This is a genomic window from Paenibacillus sp. 2KB_22 (assembly GCF_052115745.1).
Classification (GTDB): Bacteria; Bacillota; Bacilli; order Paenibacillales; family Paenibacillaceae; genus Paenibacillus.
This window is the reverse complement of record NZ_JBFRHG010000002.1, coordinates 1,386,408-1,407,515: the sequence shown is the minus strand read 5'-3', so window position 1 is coordinate 1,407,515 and position 21,108 is coordinate 1,386,408. Positions and strand designations below refer to the sequence as shown.

General features: G+C 46.0%; 20 protein-coding genes. 12 read left to right on the top strand and 8 right to left on the bottom strand.

Translation table 11 applies throughout. The features are described 5' to 3' along the window. Window positions 1–55 precede the first annotated feature (55 nt). From AB4111_RS17300 to AB4111_RS17290, 3 genes are all read left to right on the top strand, one after another. Window positions 56–964: a polysaccharide deacetylase family protein gene (locus AB4111_RS17300; protein ID WP_442032504.1), complete on the top strand. Its 909-nt coding sequence runs from the start codon at window positions 56–58 to the stop codon at window positions 962–964. Window positions 965–1,001: 37 nt separating this feature from the next. Next, window positions 1,002–1,655 carry a YkyA family protein gene (locus tag AB4111_RS17295; RefSeq protein ID WP_442032503.1) on the top strand — a complete coding sequence of 218 codons (654 nt, stop codon included), beginning with the start codon at window positions 1,002–1,004 and terminating at the stop codon, window positions 1,653–1,655. Window positions 1,656–1,797: 142 nt separating this feature from the next. Continuing rightward, window positions 1,798–2,688: a hypothetical protein gene (locus tag AB4111_RS17290; RefSeq protein ID WP_442032502.1), complete on the top strand. Its 891-nt coding sequence runs from the start codon at window positions 1,798–1,800 to the stop codon at window positions 2,686–2,688. Window positions 2,689–2,943: 255 nt separating this feature from the next. On the opposite strand, the gene AB4111_RS17285 is transcribed toward AB4111_RS17290, so the two are convergent. Next, the gene (locus AB4111_RS17285) at window positions 2,944–4,116 is read right to left on the bottom strand and encodes a mannitol-1-phosphate 5-dehydrogenase (RefSeq protein ID WP_442032501.1); all 1,173 of its coding nucleotides are present in this window, start codon (window positions 4,114–4,116) and stop codon (window positions 2,944–2,946) included. Window positions 4,117–4,163: 47 nt separating this feature from the next. Continuing rightward, window positions 4,164–4,832: an HAD family hydrolase gene (locus AB4111_RS17280; protein WP_253439552.1), complete on the bottom strand. Its 669-nt coding sequence runs from the start codon at window positions 4,830–4,832 to the stop codon at window positions 4,164–4,166. A 498-nt stretch (window positions 4,833–5,330) separates the two neighbouring features. Here AB4111_RS17280 and AB4111_RS17275 point away from each other — a divergent pair, with 498 nt between their 5' ends. From AB4111_RS17275 to AB4111_RS17250, 6 genes are all read left to right on the top strand, one after another. Beyond that, entirely contained in the window at window positions 5,331–6,257 is a 927-nt protein-coding gene (locus AB4111_RS17275; RefSeq protein ID WP_442032500.1) for an ADP-ribosylglycohydrolase family protein, read from the top strand. Window positions 6,258–6,283: 26 nt separating this feature from the next. Beyond that, entirely contained in the window at window positions 6,284–7,531 is a 1,248-nt protein-coding gene (locus AB4111_RS17270) for an MFS transporter (protein WP_442032499.1), read from the top strand. A gap of 401 nt (window positions 7,532–7,932) precedes the next feature. Further along, the gene (locus tag AB4111_RS17265; RefSeq protein ID WP_442032498.1) at window positions 7,933–8,880 is read left to right on the top strand and encodes an alpha/beta hydrolase; all 948 of its coding nucleotides are present in this window, start codon (window positions 7,933–7,935) and stop codon (window positions 8,878–8,880) included. 240 nt (window positions 8,881–9,120) lie between these two features. Next, on the top strand, window positions 9,121–9,303 hold the full coding sequence (locus AB4111_RS17260; protein ID WP_249912092.1) for a hypothetical protein: 183 nt from the start codon (window positions 9,121–9,123) through the stop codon (window positions 9,301–9,303). A gap of 130 nt (window positions 9,304–9,433) precedes the next feature. Beyond that, the gene (sigK, locus tag AB4111_RS17255; protein WP_090915017.1) at window positions 9,434–10,132 is read left to right on the top strand and encodes an RNA polymerase sporulation sigma factor SigK; all 699 of its coding nucleotides are present in this window, start codon (window positions 9,434–9,436) and stop codon (window positions 10,130–10,132) included. Between the two features lie 803 nt (window positions 10,133–10,935). Then, on the top strand, window positions 10,936–12,279 hold the full coding sequence (locus AB4111_RS17250; RefSeq protein WP_442032497.1) for an amino acid permease: 1,344 nt from the start codon (window positions 10,936–10,938) through the stop codon (window positions 12,277–12,279). 77 nt (window positions 12,280–12,356) lie between these two features. Here AB4111_RS17250 and AB4111_RS17245 read toward each other — a convergent pair whose 3' ends face one another. Continuing rightward, a complete protein-coding gene (locus AB4111_RS17245) occupies window positions 12,357–13,541 on the bottom strand; it encodes a serine hydrolase domain-containing protein (protein WP_442032496.1) in 1,185 nt (394 codons plus the stop codon). A gap of 170 nt (window positions 13,542–13,711) precedes the next feature. Here AB4111_RS17245 and AB4111_RS17240 point away from each other — a divergent pair, with 170 nt between their 5' ends. After that, window positions 13,712–14,164: an Lrp/AsnC family transcriptional regulator gene (locus AB4111_RS17240; protein ID WP_442032495.1), complete on the top strand. Its 453-nt coding sequence runs from the start codon at window positions 13,712–13,714 to the stop codon at window positions 14,162–14,164. A 116-nt stretch (window positions 14,165–14,280) separates the two neighbouring features. On the opposite strand, the gene AB4111_RS17235 is transcribed toward AB4111_RS17240, so the two are convergent. The 4 genes from AB4111_RS17235 to AB4111_RS17220 form a co-directional block, all read right to left on the bottom strand. Beyond that, window positions 14,281–15,486: an MFS transporter gene (locus AB4111_RS17235; protein WP_442032494.1), complete on the bottom strand. Its 1,206-nt coding sequence runs from the start codon at window positions 15,484–15,486 to the stop codon at window positions 14,281–14,283. A gap of 125 nt (window positions 15,487–15,611) precedes the next feature. Continuing rightward, entirely contained in the window at window positions 15,612–16,475 is an 864-nt protein-coding gene (locus AB4111_RS17230; RefSeq protein WP_442032493.1) for an alpha/beta fold hydrolase, read from the bottom strand. Window positions 16,476–16,531: 56 nt separating this feature from the next. Beyond that, a complete protein-coding gene (locus tag AB4111_RS17225; RefSeq protein ID WP_442032492.1) occupies window positions 16,532–16,978 on the bottom strand; it encodes a MarR family winged helix-turn-helix transcriptional regulator in 447 nt (148 codons plus the stop codon). Window positions 16,979–17,070: 92 nt separating this feature from the next. Beyond that, window positions 17,071–18,135, bottom strand: a complete 1,065-nt coding sequence (locus AB4111_RS17220) for an ABC transporter substrate-binding protein (protein ID WP_442032491.1) — start codon at window positions 18,133–18,135, stop codon at window positions 17,071–17,073. Window positions 18,136–18,301: 166 nt separating this feature from the next. Here AB4111_RS17220 and AB4111_RS17215 point away from each other — a divergent pair, with 166 nt between their 5' ends. Further along, on the top strand, window positions 18,302–19,378 hold the full coding sequence (locus AB4111_RS17215; RefSeq protein ID WP_218780896.1) for a FecCD family ABC transporter permease: 1,077 nt from the start codon (window positions 18,302–18,304) through the stop codon (window positions 19,376–19,378). A gap of 2 nt (window positions 19,379–19,380) precedes the next feature. Beyond that, complete coding sequence (locus AB4111_RS17210) at window positions 19,381–20,148, top strand: ABC transporter ATP-binding protein (protein WP_442032490.1); 768 nt, start codon at window positions 19,381–19,383, stop codon at window positions 20,146–20,148. Between the two features lie 120 nt (window positions 20,149–20,268). On the opposite strand, the gene AB4111_RS17205 is transcribed toward AB4111_RS17210, so the two are convergent. After that, window positions 20,269–20,898, bottom strand: a complete 630-nt coding sequence (locus AB4111_RS17205; protein WP_442032489.1) for a TetR/AcrR family transcriptional regulator — start codon at window positions 20,896–20,898, stop codon at window positions 20,269–20,271. Window positions 20,899–21,108: the final 210 nt, after the last annotated feature.

Genomic DNA, 21,108 nt, shown 5'->3' with positions numbered 1-21,108 from the left:
CATGAAACGAGATAATATACCAATAATCGGGAAAAAATGAAAGTAAGGAAGTGGCATGACAGTGAGAGTCCAACAAGAGAGAGCGGGAGAACGTGGAAGTATTCCGCCCAGCACAAGTCGCACGAAAACACATAAACGAAGAAAAATCCGGTATGGAAGGATTAGTATAGCTCTAATGCTACTGGTATTGTTCGTTACCGGTATAACATATATATTCCTTGGCATGACGCATTGGATCAAAAGCGTTGTGGCGCCGCCTCCAATGACTGTAATCGAACAGCCCGCCAAGCTTGGCATGATACAAGTTACTCCGGATGCGAAAGAGGAGCCGGTACGGTTCCAGGGCCAGGTTCGCAAATTGGCATACATAACGTTTGATGATGGCCCGACGGAGTATACGGAACAACTGCTGGATATTTTGAAGCAACACGAAGCGAAGGCTACCTTTTTCATGATCGGACGACAGCTGAATCAGCATCCAGATGCAGTGAAACGGCTGTTGAAGGAAGGCAGTTATCCTGGACTTCATAGCATGACGCATAACTACAAAAAGCTGTATAAGAGCGGCAGTTCTGCAAACTTTGTGAAAGAGTTCAAAAAAGAGCAGAAGATGGTGCAAGACCTGATTGGTTTTACACCTCATCTGATTCGTGCACCTTATGGCAGCAGTCCACAGATCGGTGAGACGTTCAGAGGTGATATTGCTGCGGCCGGGTTCAAAATGTGGGACTGGACGACAGATTCACTCGATTGGAATCTTCCCGGTCAGCCAGACAAGATTGTGGCCCGGGTGAGCAAAAGTGTACATCGGGATAAGGAAGTGATTCTGATGCATGAGCGCGAGCAGACGGTTCAGGCTTTACCACGTATTCTGAAGTTACTCGAAGATCGGGGTTACGAGTTCGAAGTATACGATCCGGATGCACACTGGGTAGCCAATTTTAGCGGAGATACACGCTTGTAGTATAACAACAAGATGATGTAAGAGAGGAAGGGCTTGGGTGCTAACGAGTAAAAAAGTGGCGCTCGCAGCAGTTAGTGTATTGCTAATTTTGCTGGTGAGTGGTTGTGGAGATCCGCAGGAGCCTGCGGCAAATCAGGTAAACCAATTGGTGCTCAGCGGTCAGAAGATTGATCAGAGTTTGAACAATCTGACCAGTCATGAGCAGGAAGATATGAAGTTATACAAGTCTATTTTAGACAAAGGCAAGAACAAAAACAGTGATCTCGAAGCACTGCTGGATCAGGCGGCAGATCATATTCATGAACGAAGAACGTTGTTGGAACAGGCGGAAGGGGCCATGAAACAGACCAACGAGAAGACGGTAGCCCTGCGCAGTTCATTGAAAGAACTATCATTTGAAAACAATGAAACGTTGGCACAGGCTGAGAAGGTCCTGGATCAATATGAAGCAAGAGCACGCGCATTGGAGAATTTTGTTGCTTCGTATCAGCTGAGTCTGAGTGCTGATGAGCAGTTGTATGATCTGATGAGAGAAAATGCTGAACCTAATCTGGTTAAGATCAAACGAGCCATTCGGGTACGGAATAGCGAATATGCGAAGCTTGCTGAATTCCGCAAGCAATTTAACCTTCAGACCAAAGCATTTAACGTAGCCAATGCCAAACTGGTACAGATGGATCAGGCCAGTTAGGTTGGGGACCCCAATAATCGTTCAAATATTTTGCATGATTGAGCTGCCTTTCTCCCGTGTAAGTACTAGTATACAGCCAAGCCAATGGATGAGAAGCAACATGGACAAGCATCATTGCGTATAAGCTAACGGAGGTGTTCATATGCGAAAAGGAAATACAATGAAAGTCAGTGCATCATTCCTGGTTTTACTTATGGGATTCTCGCTTGTGGCCTGTGGGAACAGTAATCCTGCTGCACAGCCACCGGTGAATAATACGGAAGAACAGTCACCAGCACCGGAGCAACAACCGAATGAAAGTGCTGTAATAGAAGCGGAAGGTATTCTGACCGGCTGGGCTGATCCGCATACCGTTGAGATTCGAGTGAATGAGGAGCCAATGTCATTCCAGGTGAGCGAAGATCTGCAGAAGTCTCTGGATGATATCGATGACGAAGATTCCGTTCGTTTCAAATATGTAGAGAAAACGATTGATGCAACAACAAAACAGTTGGTACTTACAGAGATTGCTAAGATGGAATCGAGTGATAACAATAACGGTTCCAATGCAGGTGGTACTGTAACGTCAGATCGTCCGAAGACAGCAGAGCTGGAAGTGACGGTAGAAGGTATGACCGAGAAGCGACCAGTGACATTGGCACAAGCGAAAGGTTATTCGCTTTATGTGTTTGAACCGATGGCTTTTGACGCGGAAGACCATGAATTAACCATGAAGATTGATCCGGATTATGAGGTAGAGATTGAGAAACTGCCGGCGGATTACAATCTGGATGTGCTGAAGATGGATGCCAAGGAAGAGTTGTCCGAGACCGGAGAAGTGAAGCAATTGACGGCTGAACAACTCAGTAATGGGCCGATGAAGGACGCAAAATTGTACATGATGTCCCAGAATGATAAGAAAACAGAGTACTTTATTGTGAAAGAACTGGACGGTAATGGTTTCGTTTTCCATATTCATGCACCGATTGGTGAACCGTCTGAAGGTTTCCTGCCCATGGCATATGCATCCCTTAACTCCATCATGAATGAGTAGAGAATGGATGGGTTCCACAGTTTAGCTAGCCGAACGACTATGTAAATTAAAAAGATTCCCTAAACAGCGTATTTCCTTGAGAGAGGAGAGCGCTGTTTTATTAGCTATACTACAATATAGAGTGTACTGTGCCATGTGAAGACAAGAAGCCGGAAGAAACGATGCCCATGCATAGGTTCCTTCCGGCTTCTTCACCGTGTCTATATTCAGTTTGCGGGATCAAACCAATAACCTGAATAGGAATGATTGGCATAATCAGGTTAGTATAGTCGATTCCTTACGCCCTCTGAGTTCCTGATAGTTGGCGATTACATTCTGATGAACGGGATGTTCGTCGGGAATTCCCATGCGTTCACGGATGAAGGCGGACACGCCATCTTCGTGAATCATGTGTTGTAGCTGCATGGCTTCCTCGTCGCGCTTGTCATTGAACAACATTGCGGCCGCCATAGCAGAAGTTAAATGAGGAATTTCAATTCCGAATTCAATGGCCTGCAGCGCTGGGCGAACAAGCCGATCATGAGGCGAAAGCTTGCGAAGGGGGGAACGTCCGACCCGGGTGACCTGATCCGTCAGGTTGGGATTGGCGAAGCGCTCCAGTATGGTGTCAATATATTTGTTATGCTTCTGTGCGTTGAATCCATGCTTCTGGATGAGCATCTGACCCGTCTCTTCCATAACATGGCGTACCTTGGCCCGAAGGGTGGAGTTACTCATCACCTGGCGAATCGTCTTGAATCCTTCGAGATAGCCGAAGTATGCAGCGACACAGTGGCCTGTATTGACCGTAAACATTTTACGCTCGATATAAGGTTCAAGCGAATCCACATAGTGGACGCCGTTTATTTTCTTGAATCCATCCAGAAGTGCTGGACGATGAACGACCCATTCGTAAAAAGGTTCAACAGTGACCTGCAACGGGTCTTTGTGGTTTTGGGCCGGAACAATCCGATCCACAGCTGCATTGGGGAAAGAAACATAACGTTCGGCTTTATTGCGAGTCTGTTCATCCAGGAATGGATAGATGCGTTTCTTCAGCCGGGTGCTGCCACCGATGGCATTCTCGCAAGCGATGATATGCAGTTGCGCCTGATTATTGTTTTTCATGCGAAGTTGAATGCCTTTGGCGATAGGCTCCGCAATATCTCCAAGTGCAGATACACCCACGGCGGTTGTGATCAGATCGGCTGAAGCGATCTCTTCAGCAACCAGATTCTGCTCATTTACGTTGATCGCTGTCACGTTGTTGACAATCGTTGTATCCTGTTCGCTATTGGCAAGTGTAATCGGGTATTCCTGTCTTTGTTGAAGCATGGAGATTTTCTTCGGGTTACGTGCGACAAAGCAGACTTCGTAGTCGGAAGCGGACAACATATGACCGATAAAACCGCGGCCTATATTGCCCGCACCAAAATGTACAGCTTTCATGTGTGAACTCCCCCTTTAAGGATTGAATCGCGAAATTCGTGCAGACCTTAGACGGTAGTGACGAGTGGCTTCGAAATCAAATCGTTAAATGCAAGGTCAGTCAAGCAAGATAGCCGTTGGTGAGGCATATCGAATTCCAGTGTTCCAGTGATGGTATTCGAGATGACTACGCAGTGCATACCAGCCGCAGCAGCTGCACGCGCGCCGTTAGGTGAATCCTCAATCGCTACGGCTTCGTCTGCAGTTACTCCAAGGGCTTCAAGCGCTTGATTGTAGAGTTCCGGGTCTGGCTTCACATTCGCCACATCATCTGCTGTACGAATGACTTCAAAATAATCTTTCAGTTTCAGTTGTTCCAAATGCTGTTCAACCCACTCCCGTTTGGAGCTGGATGCTACAGCGAGTTTCAAACCGGCTTCACGTGCCTGCTCAAGATACTCCTGAATACCAGGACGCACCTTCTCTTTGTTCATCAATGCAGCGTGCTGCAACTGAACGGACTCCCTGAACGCTTCCCGATCGATCGGAAGATTCAAATCTGTGATGAGGTACTCATACGGATTAAATGTTTTCAGACTGGTCCCGATGCATTGTGAGTACATCTCCAGGGTTAGATCTACGCCGTGTTCCTTGTAGGCATCACGAAAAGCAATATACCATGCTGTCTCTGTATCAATAATCGTTCCGTCGAAATCAAATACCAGTGCCTTAATCATAAATTTGTTCCTCCTGTTTCAGAATTAGTTTGGGAATGAAATGAAAATTTTCTGCAAATTTATTTCTGTATATTCATTAACCTGCGGAATGTTATCTGACACATTTTATCGTTAATGAATATTAATTTGGGAAAAAATATGCTTTTGAAGCTAATAAAACCGTAACATAGGACAAACTTAGGGGTCAAGTACGTCATGATTGTTTACATTGAAAATTTTCACATGTATGACTTGTTTTCAGAAAAGAATGAACGTTGCAAACCGTTAACCCTTTTGCATGTAAGCGGTGTACTGAATAAACTGTTTTTACAGCTCAAAAAAATAAAACTTTTTTTATGAAAATGTGAGGATCTGGCCGTTCAACAGCTTTCGACACTTTTATAATAGAAGAAATGGAGCTTTATTGATTGGATTTTATTAGCTTTACGCCAGATCAGGCCCTGTGGGAGAATGGAAGAAAGATTCTGAAAGTATATGGACTAAGGGAGGAAGACAAGCATGCTGCAAAGAGACCGTTTCAATGGCTGCTTCATTGGGCTTGCAGTGGGTGATGCGCTCGGAACTACCGTGGAATTCAGCAGTCCGGGCACATTTGAACCTGTGACGGATATGCTGGGAGGCGGCGTATTCGGGCTAGAAGCAGGACAGTGGACAGATGATACCTCCATGGCTCTATGTCTGGCAGAAAGTTTGGTGCGCAAGGCAGACTTTGATCCTGCGGATCAGATGCGCAGATACACGAATTGGTACAAGGTCGGGTACATGAGCAGTACAGGCGATTGCTTCGATATCGGTGGGGCCACGCGAAGTGCCTTGGAGAGGTTTGAGATCACTGGAGAAGCCTACAGTGGATCAACTGACCCGATGACGGCGGGCAATGGCTCTATTATGAGGCTTGCACCGATCGCGATGGCTTATGGCAATCAACCGAACGAGGCGATCCGCTATGCCGGGCTGAGCTCTCGTACAACACATGCTGCAACGGAAAGCGTGGAGGCATGTGAAGTGCTGGCTGCCATACTTGTTGCTGGTCTGCACGGAGCGGACAAAAACGTCATGCTGATGCCGGAGACCTGCCGACAGTGGAGGGAGGAGGCTTCTTTTTCACCCGCCATTGAAGAGGTGGTTAGGGGTTCCTATCAGAGCAAAGAACCGCCCGAAATTAAGGGCAGTGGTTATGTGGTTCGTTCACTCGAAGCAGCATTATGGGCATTCCATAAGTCGGCTAGCTTTGAAGAAGGTGCTTTGTTGGCTGTTAATCTGGGTGATGATGCGGATACTACGGGTGCGGTGTATGGGCAGATTGCAGGTGCTTATTATGGACTGAGTGGTATACCGGTACACTGGCGGGACAAGCTGGCTATGCGTGAAACGTTCGAACAACTAACAGAAGCCTTGTGGTTGAAGGCGATAGAAAATCGTTGATTAAGAGACAGGAGAAGAGAACATCTATGAGCACGACTGGACACAAAACAGGACTAGAGGCTTCGCAGTCTGGTAAACGAGGGGCATTTCCATTGTCCCTGTTATGTCTGACGATTGGAGCTTTTGCGATTGGTATGACTGAATTTATTATTATGGGCCTGCTGCCCAATGTGGCAACAGACTTGAATGTAAGTATTCCACAGGCAGGACAACTCATTACGGGATATGCGCTTGGTGTAGCGGTAGGTGCGCCGATTTTGACCGTATTTACACACAAGATTCCGCAGAAAAAACTGCTGGTGCTGCTGATGTGTATTTTCATTATCGGAAACGCATTGTCTGTCATTGCTCCCACCTATGGGTTGTTAATCTCAGCACGAATATTGACGGCATTTGCCCATGGTACGTTCCTTGGTGTAGGTTCAATCATGGCAACGCGGCTTGTTGCGCCCGAGAGAAGGGCAGGAGCGGTATCGGTTGTTCTCGCGGGGCTAACGATTGCCAACATCATTGGCGTTCCGTTTGGTACGTTTATCGGGCAACAGCTTGGATGGCGGTCATCTTTTGGGGCAATTACGATCTTGGGCATTATTTCGTTGATTGGCATCATTCGTTTCATTCCCGTTCTCCCGCAAGGCGCACCTGCGAACCTGGCACAGCAATTTCGGAATTTGGTTCGTCCCCAAGTATTATTGGTTCTGCTTGTTGGCGCGATGGGCTGTGGAAGTCTGTTTGCCGTGTTTACTTACATCACGCCGATGCTTGTGGACATTAGTGGTTTTGCCGAGCAGAATGTGACCTGGATTCTGGTGCTCTTCGGATTTGGTGTTACGTTGGGTAACATGGCTGGCGGCCGTCTCGCGGATTGGAAGCTAATGCCTTCGTTGATCGTCAATTTTGGAGTACTGGCGGTGCTTCTGGCTGCACTTACGCTTACGCTAGAGAATCCATATCTCGCGGTGATCACGATATTCTTCTGGGGCGTTGCGGCCTTTGGTATTATGCCAGGATTGCAGATTCGAATCATGAATATGACCCGCGAAGCGCCGTTGCTGGCGACAACATCAAGTCACTCCGCATTTAACCTGGGGAATGCAGGTGGTGCCTACCTGGGTGGGTATGCAATTACCCATACGGGTCTTATTTCCGTGCCTTTATATGCAGCAGTTATTGCCGGATTGGGTTTGCTAGGACTGCTCTTCAGTCTGTACATGGAGCGTAAACATCATGGGCCAGAGGTTGCCCAAGTTGCAGAGGCAGCGTCGGCAAGCTGAACATAGAATACTTTCGCCTCAATTCTTCCGTTGAACACGGAGAGTTGAGGCTTTTTTATATCATGATGAGTACCGGAGCACGGAAGCAAATAGGGGGTCTGGTGGTGTGTAAAAGTATACTTTTTAAACGATAAGATATAGTTATTTAAGTTTTTTGATGATTTACAGGTCTTGTGAGGTGATATAATAAAGATGCAATTGGAATTGTTTGTAAATTATGGATCGCGGATATGTACTTCCGTATTGAGTAAGGGAAGGTAAGTGGTCCGTGTTCTTGCTTAGAAAGGAGGAACTTTACCTTAAAATGTAAGGGCTTTCAATTTGGGCTTGTTTGTATCTGAAAGACCTGTTATGAGGTTCGTACACGATTTAAAATCATATTCCAAAGGAGATTGATATTGATGAAAAAAGGTCTGTCCAAGATTCTGAGTCTCTCCATCACAGCAGCACTCCTTGTACCTACAATGGCGTCTGCAGCCGATATGCAGGAAACCGCAGCCCCTACCCCCATTCAGGCGGTGGTAGATCAGGGAACAACCGGTACCATGGATAATTCCGGGCAAAATGCGCTGGCTAACACTCCGGTTGTGCCTGCACCGCCGGGTTATGATGCCTATCGCAACAATATTCCGCACGGCATTACCAATCTGATCTCCTATTATTCCACAACGGTAGGCAATACACGGAAAGCGACGGTGTATACACCGCCAGGATATTCTCCGAATAAAAAGTATAACGTTCTGTATCTCCTGCACGGCATCGGCGGGGATGAGTATGAGTGGGTTAACGCTATGAAACCGAAGAATATTCTGGACAACCTGTATTCCGAAGGCAAGCTGTCAGATATGATCGTTGTTATGCCGAATGGCCGCGCCATGAAGGATGACCGTCCAGTGGGTGACATTTTTGCTCCGGATAAAGTGGCTGCGTTTGAACGATTCGAGCAAGACCTGCTCAAGGATCTGATTCCTCATATCGAGGCCAATTATCCGGTGTACAAAGACAAGAATAGTCGTGCGTTGGCCGGTCTGTCCATGGGTGGTGGGCAGTCGCTTAACTTCGGATTGAAAAATCTGAATACCTTCGCCTGGGTAGGGGCCTTCTCGGCTGCACCAAATACACAATCCGTATCGCAGCTGGTGTCCAATCCGGGACAAGTCGCTAGCCAACTCAAATTGTTGTGGATCTCCTGCGGATCGAGTGATGGCCTGTTATGGGTCAGCCAGAACTTCAAAAACGGCTTGAGCAGCATGAACATTCCGCATACGTTTTATCTGGATGTAGGTGGACACGAGCCATCTGTCTGGAACAGCGGATTGTATCAGTTCTCTCAACGCATTTTCAAGTAATTAACCGGTATTCCTAGGGGTTAGAGTTTAAAGGATATTTACTAGGAATCATATTGGATGAGCTGCAACCTCAGTTCTGTTTCATATAGAGCTGGGGTTGTTATGTTTTTATGATGAATCAAGTCATCTGAATGGAACATATAGGGTATTATTAATTTTGTAGTTGGGGTTAATGAGAGTGTAAGTATTGGTTTAATTTATTATTACATAGCTATAGGTACTGTGATGAAGGAGAGGAATATGATGTTTTATTACAAAGGTGCGTTCCGTGAAACGGACAATGTGATCTATTTTAAAAGCGATGTTTCATTAGCCCAGAATGATGTTGTCCTATTTGGTGAAAAGAAGTATTTTATCGAAAGTGTGGAAAAAGAATTTCTTCTGCTTCAGCGGGTTGGTTCCATTGTTTCTGTGAGCCTGTGAAATCTTCGCAAGATCATCCCCTTTTTCACGTGTACGTGCACTTCTGGGCCTCTGCCTACATACAATAGATCGACCCTGTTCCCATACGTGCTCAGGCCAGATCGTTGTAAAACTGCAGGAGGTGTCATCTGTGCCCGGATTGTTTACCGCAATTGCTCTGTTCATTAAAGAGTTAACGTTACTCGTCTCGTATGTCAAAAATAATGCGTTCCCCCAGCCACTGGCTGAGGATGATGAAGCCAAACATTTGCGCCTTATGGCTGAAGGCAATGCTCATTCCCGCAATCTGCTCATTGAACACAATCTGCGCCTCGTAGCGCATATTGTCAAGAAGTTCGACAATACGGGTGAAGATCAGGAGGACCTGATTTCCATCGGAACCATTGGTTTGATCAAAGCCATCGAAAGTTTTCAACAAGGCAAAGGTACTAAGCTTGCCACATTTGCGGCGAGATGTATTGAAAACGAGATACTTATGCATCTGCGTTCCCTGAAGAAAACACGCAAAGATGTATCCCTGCACGACCCTATCGGTACGGACAAAGAAGGCAATGAAATTACATTGATCGATATCCTTGGCACAGAAGCTGATGATGTCGTAGATCGGGTACAGCTCAAGATTGAGAAAAGCAAAATTTATCGCAATCTAGATATCCTGGATGATCGGGAGAAGGAAGTTGTCATCGGTCGATTTGGTCTGGAAGCAGGCGGGGAGGAACGAACTCAACGCGAAATTGCAAAGGAACTGGGCATCTCACGTTCTTATGTATCACGGATTGAGAAACGGGCGTTAATGAAGCTGTATCATGAGTTTTATAAGCAAAAATAGTTATTTTAATAAACCAGAGGGCGCCTTTATCGGGAGCCCTTTTTACTGTGAGGAAGCTTGAAATTTGGATCTAAATCGTATTGATTATTTGGGATTATGACCTAAATAAAGGAATTTATATCTACGTTGAAGAATATCTTCTACACAGACCGATTTAATATATAAGGAGTACATCATAATGAAGCAGCTTTTTCTGAAAATTCCACTTTGGTTTTGGCTCATCTGGATCGTAGGGATGATTATGATCGTGTTCAACTCATTTCATTCGTATTCGAGTGTTATTAATTTGATTGCGCTAGTGATGATTAGTGTTGCTAATGCGATTCGAATTTGGAAAAACGAACGACCATTAGCAATTGCCTTTTTATTCGTTTCCGTTCTATGTTTGGTTTATATTTTAATATATTTCATTAGGTATGTATGATAAATGGTTAACGAACCTACCGCACCTTAAATGGCAGATTATCAACGGTTGCAAGATTTAACGAACCTCAGTAACGCTATATCTTCATATAAGGGCTCCCAAACCTAAAAAATCTAGTGAATCGACGAAATAGCGTCTTTCTGATTCGTTAGTTTCAGATCTGGGCAAATGGGAGCGAATAGCGTGTGTCAGGTTCATTAAAACAAAATAACACAGCAAAGAGGGTGTCCCCCGTCATATCCATGACTTATGGGACATCCTCTTTGCTGTTCAAAAAAATATATAAAAGAGGGATATGTATTCTGGGCAGATTATTATATGATGATTAATATTATTTTTCATCGTAGAGAGCATGTGCAGAAAGAGAGTGGTGTTGATCATGCAGCAAGAAACGTTAACAAGGGGATTAAAGAACAGGCATGTGCAGTTGATGGCAATTGGTGGTGCGATCGGTACAGGTCTGTTTCTGGGAGCAGGCAAAACAATCCAACTGACAGGGCCATCCATCTTGCTGGCCTACATCATTACGGGTGTTGTGCTGTTCCTGATCATGCGTGCATTAGGGGAGCTGCTGTTAAGCAACTTGCAGTATCATTCCTTTGTCGATTTTGTGCGTGATTACCTGGGCAATATGGCGGCATTTATTACAGGCTGGACCTACTGGTTCTGCTGGATCTCCATTGCCATGGCTGATATTACGGCCGTTGGATTGTATACGCAGTTTTGGTTTCCAAATGTACCTCAGTGGATGCCAGGGTTAATTGCGTTGGTCATTTTGCTAATCATGAACTTGGCAACGGTCAAGTTGTTTGGTGAGATGGAATTCTGGTTTGCCCTGATTAAAGTGGTGGCTATTCTGGCACTTATTGTGGTGGGTTTATATATGATTTTCAAAGGTTTTACAACGGATCAGGGTCCTGCGAGCTTCACCAATCTGTGGAGTCATGGGGGATGGTTCCCGAATGGACTGCATGGCTTCATCATATCGTTCCAGATGGTGGTGTTCGCCTTTGTGGGCATGGAACTGGTGGGACTCACAGCGGGGGAGACGGAGAACCCGGAGAAGGTTATTCCGAGAGCAATTAACCAGATTCCGATCCGGGTACTGCTCTTCTATGTCGGTGCACTGCTGATTATTATGAGTATCTACCCGTGGAACGCCATTGTGCCTACTGAAAGTCCGTTTGTACAGGTATTTGCCGCTGTGGGAATTGCGGCTGCCGCAGGCATTGTGAACTTCGTGGTATTGACTTCCGCAGCGTCGGCGTGTAACAGTGCCATTTTCAGTACAAGCCGTATGGTGTTCTCCATGGCAAAGGATCGCAATGCACCCGAGTCATTTGCACGTCTGAATAACAGGAAGGTTCCTTCCAACGCGCTGTTTTTCTCCACGATTGTTATTTTGATCGCGATTGTTCTGAATTATATCATGCCGGAGGGCGTATTTACGCTGATCACGAGCGTGTCTACCGTGTGCTTTATCTTTGTCTGGGGCATCATGGTGATCTGTCATCTCCGATATCGTCGTACTCAGCCGGAACTTGCGAGTCGCAGCCGTTTCAAACTGCCACTTTATCCATTCTCGAACGTTTTGATTTTGGCTTTTCTGGCGTTTGTGCTGGTAGTACTGGCATTGGCCGAGGATACGCGAGTAGCGTTATTTGTCACTCCGGTGTGGTTTATCCTGGTCGCAGGGATTTACCTTTTTAAAAAGAGAAGCTAAAACCGTAACAGACCGTAGAACTTGGCTTTGTTAATAAGCAGACCCGCCCAATCCAATTGGGCGGGTTTTTATGTTTTTTATATTCTTGAAGCCTCTTTGCTTTCACGAATGCCTGCGTAGATGGCATCACAGATATCGGTAGTATACTTTCCCGACATCCCTTCAAGTGCCGTGTTGGTGAATGCTGCAACACTAAGTTCTTCTTTTGGATCAACAAACCAGGAATGGCCGTAAGTTCCACCCATCCGCCACGTTCCCGGGGATTCCGGTGTACCAGCTGCAACAGGGTCTTTAAGTACTGTAAATCCAAGGCCAAACCCTCTGCCTGGCCAGTATGGCATCACGAGATCACCGATTTGATTGGTAGACATCTCAGCCGCAACAGCTTCTGTAAGGAGAGGCTGTCCTCCTTGTCGCAATGCTTCAAGTAAAGTCAGAAAATCTCCGGTACTTCCAACCATACCCGCTCCGCCTGATGGATAAGCCGAAGGTTGATTTGCGCGATTGGGGGCAAGCCGGAAACCGGCAGTCCCTTCAATAAAAGGAACCTGCTCCAATTGATTATGGAGAAGACGCGGTTCTTCAGATCCATCAGCGTATGCAGCAGTCAATCGATCCGAATCCACTGCAACAAAGTCAGTGTCCGTCATGTGAAGTGGATGAGTAACCAGTAATTGAACAGATTCTCTTAAGGACATTCGGGTTACCTTTTCAATAACGGCTCCGAGTACATCTGTCGCGATGGAATATCTCCACATGTCTCCTGGCTCATATATAAGAGGAACAGAAGCAAGCCTTTGGAGATTCTCCTCCAGACTTAATTCAGATAAATCCATTCCATCCGAGACCCCTGCACGCTCATAGGTTCCTTGCTCTTCTTGGAAGAACCGATAGGTCAAGCCAGCGGTGTGCGTCATCAGCTGATGAATTGTTATTTGGGCGTCCTGACCATTGGCAAGCTTGGGTCGGAATGCAGGTAGCCAGCGAGTTACCGGATCATGCAGACTCAGCTTTCCTTGTGAGACCAATGCCAGAGCTGCTGTGGACACAATGGGTTTGGTTACGGAAGCAAGTCGAAACAGAGCGTTTTCTGCCATGGTACGCTTTTGCTCCCTGTCTGCGAAACCAGCAGCCCGGCTATATACCAGTTCCCCTCCTAATGCAACCTGTACAACTGTTCCTACGATTCTTTTTTCGCTTAGAGCGCGGTCAATTGCTTGATCCACATAAGTATGCAATGTTTTCATATTTTCTTTTTCCATTCCAATCTTCCTCTCTTCAGGTGAAGTGCTTGATTAATGATTGTGACTGTGTATATTATATAAATGATTTATCTTGTATCACATAAGGTGTTAAAGGTATTGTGATTAATTAGCGAATATATTTAAGGTAATATTTAATCCTATCTTATAGTTTTAAAGGAGTGCATTACATGGACGAAATTGATCAGCATATTCTATTTCACTTGGAGAATCAGGCGAGATTATCCATGACCGAATTAGGGAAATTAGTAGGATTATCTCAACCAGCTGTGACTGAACGAGTCAAACGAATGGAAGAAAAGGGGGTTATCGAGGAATATCGAACTGTGATCTCCCCATCCAAATTGGGCAAGCAGAACACGGCATATGTTCTTTTTCGTACACGGGATTGTTATCCCTTCCTGGATTTCTGCCGTGCGTCCCCTGAAGTCGTGGAATGTTATCGGATTAGCGGGGAGTACAACTACTTGCTGAAAATCCTTACAGACACGATCCAGGGACTTGAAGAGTTCGAGAACAAGTGTGACCCGTATGGCACTTATATGACCTTGATTACGATGTCTTCTCCGATTGCACATAAAAATCTCATGCAAGGACCGAATTTGCTGGCACAGACAGAATAAGACCACAGTCTATATAACTTTAAAATGAAATGCAGAAGAGGAGTTCACATCAAGTGAACTCCTCTTCTGTCCTATGCGTAACTCATGGTGTATCACATGCAAAAAATGCCTTCCTGTTATTTAGCTTTGGGAAATCCATATTTATAAGACCGCATCGTTATGAGTAATGCAGGAATGAGCAAGATAAACAGCGACCCGGCTAGGTATCCTGCTCCAAGTACTTCAAGAAGGATGCCCCCGATGATGCCTCCTCCGCCAATTGCCAGATTCCATGCTGTAACCAGCATCGATTGGGCGACATCTGTACTTTTGTCTCCGGCTTGAGCAATGGCAGTTTGCAGTAGTGTGGCAGCCCCGCCAAACGTGATTCCCCAGATCATGATGCCAAGGATAATCATCACAGGTTGATGAGTACCGATTCCCATCACGACAGACCCCAGAGCGAATGCTGCCAGACTGATAATCACTAATCTACGCAAAAATCGGTCAATGAGCATTCCGGTTAACCAGATTCCCACAATGGAAGTGATACCGAAAATGAGCAAAATCAAGTCTACTCTGTTTGCAAATACGGTCTGGGCAAGGTATGGGGAAATATAGGTGTAAAGGATATTATGGGCCAGCATCCAGGCTAGAACAACAAACAGAATGGGTCTGACTCCCGGAATTACAAATACTTTATGCAGGGGAAGACGTTCCCCGGCTGGCTCTCCTGCAAAATCCGGCATTTTCCAGAGAACCCATACGATTAAGGCTGCGGTCAGAAGCGATACAATCCCAAAGATGAGGCGCCAGCCGATATAAGAACTGAGAAAACTACCGATGGGGACACCCAGGGCTAACGCCACCGGAGTACCGACCATAGCCACCGCCATGGCCTTGCCTTTTAACGAATCCGGGACCATCCGACGAGCATAACCTGCTGTCATTCCCCATAACACACCCGCAGAGACCCCGGCCATAAAACGAGCAGCAAGTGTCAGGATATAATCTGAGGATAAGGCGGTAACGGTGTTAAAGACAAGAAAGCCGCCGATGCATACCAGCAGAAGAGGTCGGCGTCTCCATCCACGTGTAGCAGCAGTCAAGGGAATGGCTGCAATAAGTGAACCAATGGCATAAAGAGTCACCAACTGTCCAGTGAGGGATTCGGTGACCCCCAAGTCTTTTGCAATTTGCGGCAGCAGTCCCGCAGGCAGGCTTTCAGTGAGGATGCAAATGAATCCAGCCATGGCTAAAGCAAGTAGCCCCGCCCACGGAAGGCGTCTAGAAGATATGGAAGGCAGCTCCCTTTGCTTGGGGAGGGATGTGTTAATGGCCATGAATTAAAACCTCTTTTCTTATCATTTAATCCTATCCAGAACTATGCATATAAGCTTATCTAAAAAAAACAAACTTTTGCATACAGGATTAAAGGTAAGAAGGAGGTCTTAACATGGTATTTATTTTATTTTGTGAGTTTTTCCGTTAATTCAAAAGGGTGCTGTCTGTTCAACCATTCCAGAATGAGTTTGACAGGTTCCAAGTACCGTTGGCCTACCAGTAAACCCGTATGGGTTGTATCCCAAAGTCCGGCATATGCAGCGCCCAGCTGCTTGGCAGTTAATTGACCTCTTTGATCTTCGTCTTCACAGGAAACAGCCTTGATCACCAAGCTGGGGCAACGGATCAGATCGCCATTAATAGATACGCCATCGGCTCCTCGCAGGGCTGAAAAGGTAGCAAATGCCTTCGCAGACTCCGTTTGCAGATATTTACGCTGAAAAGCAATGTCTTCTGCCGTCTCATCGATGCTTGCAAATTCCTGCCGAACAGGTGCAGGCATGATGATGTCCGATACGGTTTCACGATCTTTTTCAGGATAAGGCACGGCGTCATGGACTTCCTTACTTATACTGGCATCAATGACAACCAGGCCTGCGAGAGTAACGGTTTCGGCAATCTTTTGACTGAGAATCCCGCCCATGCTGAAGCCAATAAGAACGGGAGGTTCGTTGATCCCGGCTAACACTTCACGAATATCCTCCAAATAATCGTCAAACGTAATCTTTGTCATGTCCATGACCCGACTCATGTAATGACTTCTCAAGTTCATGACATAACAGGTCCAACCATGCTGGACAAAGTGGGGGATGTATTTGCTCCACATCCAGCTGCCTGTGTAGGCACCGTGAAGGAACAGCAGAGGGGGCTTCTTGGTCACTGTTTCGGCATCATAAATCGGGGGTCCTTTGAATATTTCCAAGTGTAAATCATGTTCTCCGATCTTCTTGACCTCATGTTTCGGTAATAATTTTGTGTAATCTGTCATACTAAAAACCTCCTCCAAGATATTGGTTTGATATCAAACTATTTCTCCAAAAAAAATTAGAAGTTACCATGAATTTTCATTAAAATTCGAAGCAGTTCTTTTTTCTCCGCTTCCGTCACGTCCGCATAGAACGCGTCCAGCATGCGCTGCGATATCTCTTCAAAGACCGGCTTTAATTCTTCGCCTTTTGCAGTCAAAGCCACATGAACAACGCGTGAATCTGTTGCATCACGCTCTTTGACGACGTATCCTGTCCGCACCAATTTGTCCACAAGTGCAGTCACCGTGGATTTATCCTTGCCAATTTTTTTGGCGATTTCAGCCATGGTCATCCTGTGATTGTTATACAGGGCATAGATAATATCCCCATGGGACGTGGCGAGATCTTGGATTCCTTGCTCAGCCATCTCGGCCAGGATGAAGCGGTTGACCTTCTCTTTAATTTTGGATATGAGTGAAATAGCGTCTCTTGTTTTCATATGTGTAATATAGTTTGTTATCAAACTAATGTCAAGCTTTGATCCAGGATTTATTGCATGGGCAGTATAGTAAAAGAGCAGTGAGAACTTCTTCTCCTGCTCCTGTGCTCCAGTCACTACTTGATTGGATTAGCTTTAAGTTCCTGTCCCATTTTCTCTATACCATCCAGAATTTGATATCCATAACCCCAGAACTGGCTGAAATCTGTGACATAGATCTGTTTGTTCTTGATTGCATTCATACTTTGCAGGGCAGGATTGGCATACAGATTTTGAATCAGCTTGTCAATATCCGGTGAACCGGCATACGCAGACAAGAGCAGATAGTCCGGGTTCGCTGTGATCAATTGCTCAACACTTACCTCACCTTGCACGCCATCAAACGTATTTTTCAGCTTCAACAGTCCCAGTGCATCAAGCTGATACGTATCGTTTTGCATGCTGCTTACCGTAATGGTGTCTTCCGTAGCAGGTACGATGTAGGCAAAAGAATGTTCAGGCTGATCGGCTACACTTGCTTTAATGGCTTCAACACGAGTCTTCAGACTTTCGGTGAATGTTGCGGCATTTTCTTGAACGTCGAAGATCTGCCCAAGTTGTGCGATATCGCTATAGAGGCTTTCGAGTGTGCCTTTGTGATTCGTCGTTTGCAGGAATGTGCGGATATTCATGTCATTCAATCCATCGACGGTACCCACACCCCAGTCTGCATCAGCGAACAGGTCACCACGTCCGAGTACCAGATCCGGGCTTGCACCTACAACCAGCTCTTTACCTACGTAATCCTTGGACAATACCGGAATTTTGGCAAAATCATCAGCCACATCCGGTGTAACGGAACCGTATAGAGCAGCAACACCGACCATTTTATCGGTCAGACCCAACTTGATGAGCATCTCTGCCGCAGATTGGGTATTCGCAACCACACGTTCCGGTGCTTTATCGAATACTTGCACTTTTGGTTTCCATTCGCCGCCCTCACCCGAGATCGTGAAATTCTCAATGGTGAGCGGGTACGTCGTTTTATTTGTATTCTGCGCAGAAGTTGAGGTTTCTGTCGTGTTCGTGGTTGTAGTTGTTTCTTCGGCAGTGGAGGAGGTTGAAGCATTCGAACAGGCTACAAGCAGCAGTAACAGGAGACTTAGAGCAGCAATGCCAATCGTTCTGGATGTAAATTTCATGGAATGATGGACCCCTTTTCGATGTGTTTTAAATTGACAAAGATAATCATTCTCAATTATAATCCGATAAAATGCTTTGTAAATAGCTAAATTTAATATGATCTACATTTTACATGAATTGATGGGGGAAGAGATGGCACAGACGGTTAAGGTCCAGACGCAGCGTATGGGGAAAAGAGAGTCTCTGATTCATAGTAAATCCGGTTTTGCTTTACTGATTGCAGCTTTAATCATGATTACGCTTATTTCTGTAGGGATCGCGGTTTCCATTGGACAGGTTCGTATTCCGCTGGCGGAATCATATCGTATTCTATTGTACAAATTAACGGGATTTCAGTGGGGGACAACACCCATTGAGGCAGGTTCCTTTACCGATATCATCTGGCAGATTCGTTTCCCGCGTGTGCTGATGGCGATGTTTATCGGTGCAGGTTTGGCCTTGTGTGGTGCTGTTATGCAAGCTGCTGTGCAGAATCCGCTGGCTGATCCATACATACTGGGTATATCCTCAGGTGCTTCACTTGGAGCAACCTTTGCGATTCTCATTGGATTCGGTGCAATTGGGTGGCTTGGTCAGACCGGAGTTGCTTTCTGGGCTTTTGCCGGAGCGATGGGCGCGTCCTTACTGGTCCTGACTTTGGCAGGGATTCGTGGGAAAATGACATCGGTCAAGCTGGTGCTTGCCGGAATGGTAATTAACGCGCTCTGCAGCGCATTTTCGAACTTTATTATTTATTTTGCTAACAATGCTGAAGGCATCAAAACGGTGACATTCTGGACCATGGGCAGTCTGGCGTCTTCCGGATGGAACAAGCTTCCACTCGTAGGTATCGTCGTGCTGGTGGCGATTCTATTCTTCCTTTTACAGTCCAGAGTTCTCAATACGATGTTATTGGGGGATGAAGCAGCTGTCACACTGGGCATTAATCTGAGTGTGTACCGCAGGGTGTACATGCTGTTAACGGCTTTGGTGACAGGTGTCATGGTGGCGAGCTGTGGCATGATTGGTTTCGTGGGACTCATTATTCCGCATATCGTCAGAGGTCTGGTGGGTTCCGACCATCGTAAAGTGATGCCTGTATCCGTGCTGTTTGGAGCCATTTTCCTGATTTGGACGGATGTGATCGCAAGATCCCTGATATCTAGCGTGGAGCTGCCAATCGGTATTATTACAGCCATGATTGGTGCACCCATGTTTATGTATATGCTGGTCAAAAAAGGCTACGGTTTTGGAGGAAATTAAACATGAAGCTGAACGTAGAAAATGTATCCATCTCTGTGCTGAACACGGACATCATCAAGGACATATCTTTACAGGTGGAAGGCAAACAGTTCGTTGGACTGATTGGACCGAATGGTTGTGGCAAGTCAACGCTGCTCAAGAGCATCTATAAAGTGATCAAACCGCAGCAAGGCAAGGTTTTTCTGGACCATACCGATATTCTCAAATCCAGTCCGAAGGTTGTTTCCAGACATATGGGCGTTGTTGGCCAGTTTAATGAATTGAGTTTTGATTTTACGGTGCGCGAGATGGTCATGATGGGGCGTACCCCGCACAAAAAAATGCTGGAGACGGATAATGAACGGGACCACGAAATCGTGGAACAGGCTTTGGAAAAAGTACATCTGACTGGACATGCAGACCGCAATTACGTGTCTCTGTCGGGTGGAGAGAAACAGCGTGTCGTATTGGCGCGTGTCCTGGCACAGCAACCTCAATTCCTGATCCTGGACGAGCCGACGAACCATCTGGACATCAAATACCAACTTCAAATTCTAAATATTGTCCGTGGACTCGGCATTGGCATATTGGCAGCGCTGCATGATCTCGAACTCGCCGCAGAATATTGCGATTATCTCTATGTGGTGAAGAAGGGCCAGATTGTGGTCCATGGCAAACCGGCTGATATTCTGACTCGCGAGATGATTGGTGAGGTATTCGATGTAGACTGTGAAATCTATAAGAATCCGGTTACGGGTGGCCTGGGTATTGCTTACCTGAGTACACGATGATATGTCTAGTGTTCCAATGAACTGTCTTTCGAGCTGATTTTCAGCTTGAAGGCAGTTTTTTTGCGTTTAGCTTTCTCAGAGGAGGTTGGTCAAGTTAGCCCCGGCTCCTGAACAGACAGGTCAGGAATGAGGGGAGCGTGTATCCTGAGGCTGCGCGCCCATGGCCGTGTAGACACCTAGTCGGGCAAGACGGGTAAGCTGCAAAGCCATATGATGGGGAGAGTATACTTTGTTGTTTTCAAGCCATTTGTGAATAATTCCGCTGGTGGAGAAGCTGAGATGATCGAGTAGAATGTCCAGCGGTACCTGAACCTTCTGATCCATCCCGAGTTGGGTAATCCGTTGAAAAAAATAAGCTATAATCACTTCGTTCAGCCGGGTACTGAAGTTGCCAACAGGATTGATCAGTAGCATGACCCGGTAGAACTCATCATGCTCAAAGATGTGCTCAAACAGGACCGCAAAGATCGGGTCAGGCTCGGTAAAAGAAAGGGCCACATCCATGGCAGCGGAACGCTCACTGAGTACATGTTCCAGCAACTCCAATTTCTCGTTGACCATCTTGTCCAGTAAATCCTCTTTGTCTATAAAGTGGGCGTAGAAGGTTGAACGGTTGATGTTCGCTTGTTCAGCAATGTCCACGATGCTGATTTCCACGTAATCCTGCTTCTTCATCATTTTCAAAAAAGCTTCAGAGATCATGACACGGGTTCTGTAAATTCTTCGGTCGACACCTCGAGTTTCCTTCATTCCATATCACCTCAAAAACAACAGATTAGGATTCTTTGTTGGTTAAGCAACATCGTCTGGATCCGTATTTAATGCATCCATCGGAATGCGCTTAAGATGCAGGCACCTTCAAATCAAGCCGGATTGTAGTTTATTTTGACGTTGCCCGACAGATCAAGCATTTGTGTTTGTTAACCGTCAAATGTGGACTCATTGATTGTTGATATCCAA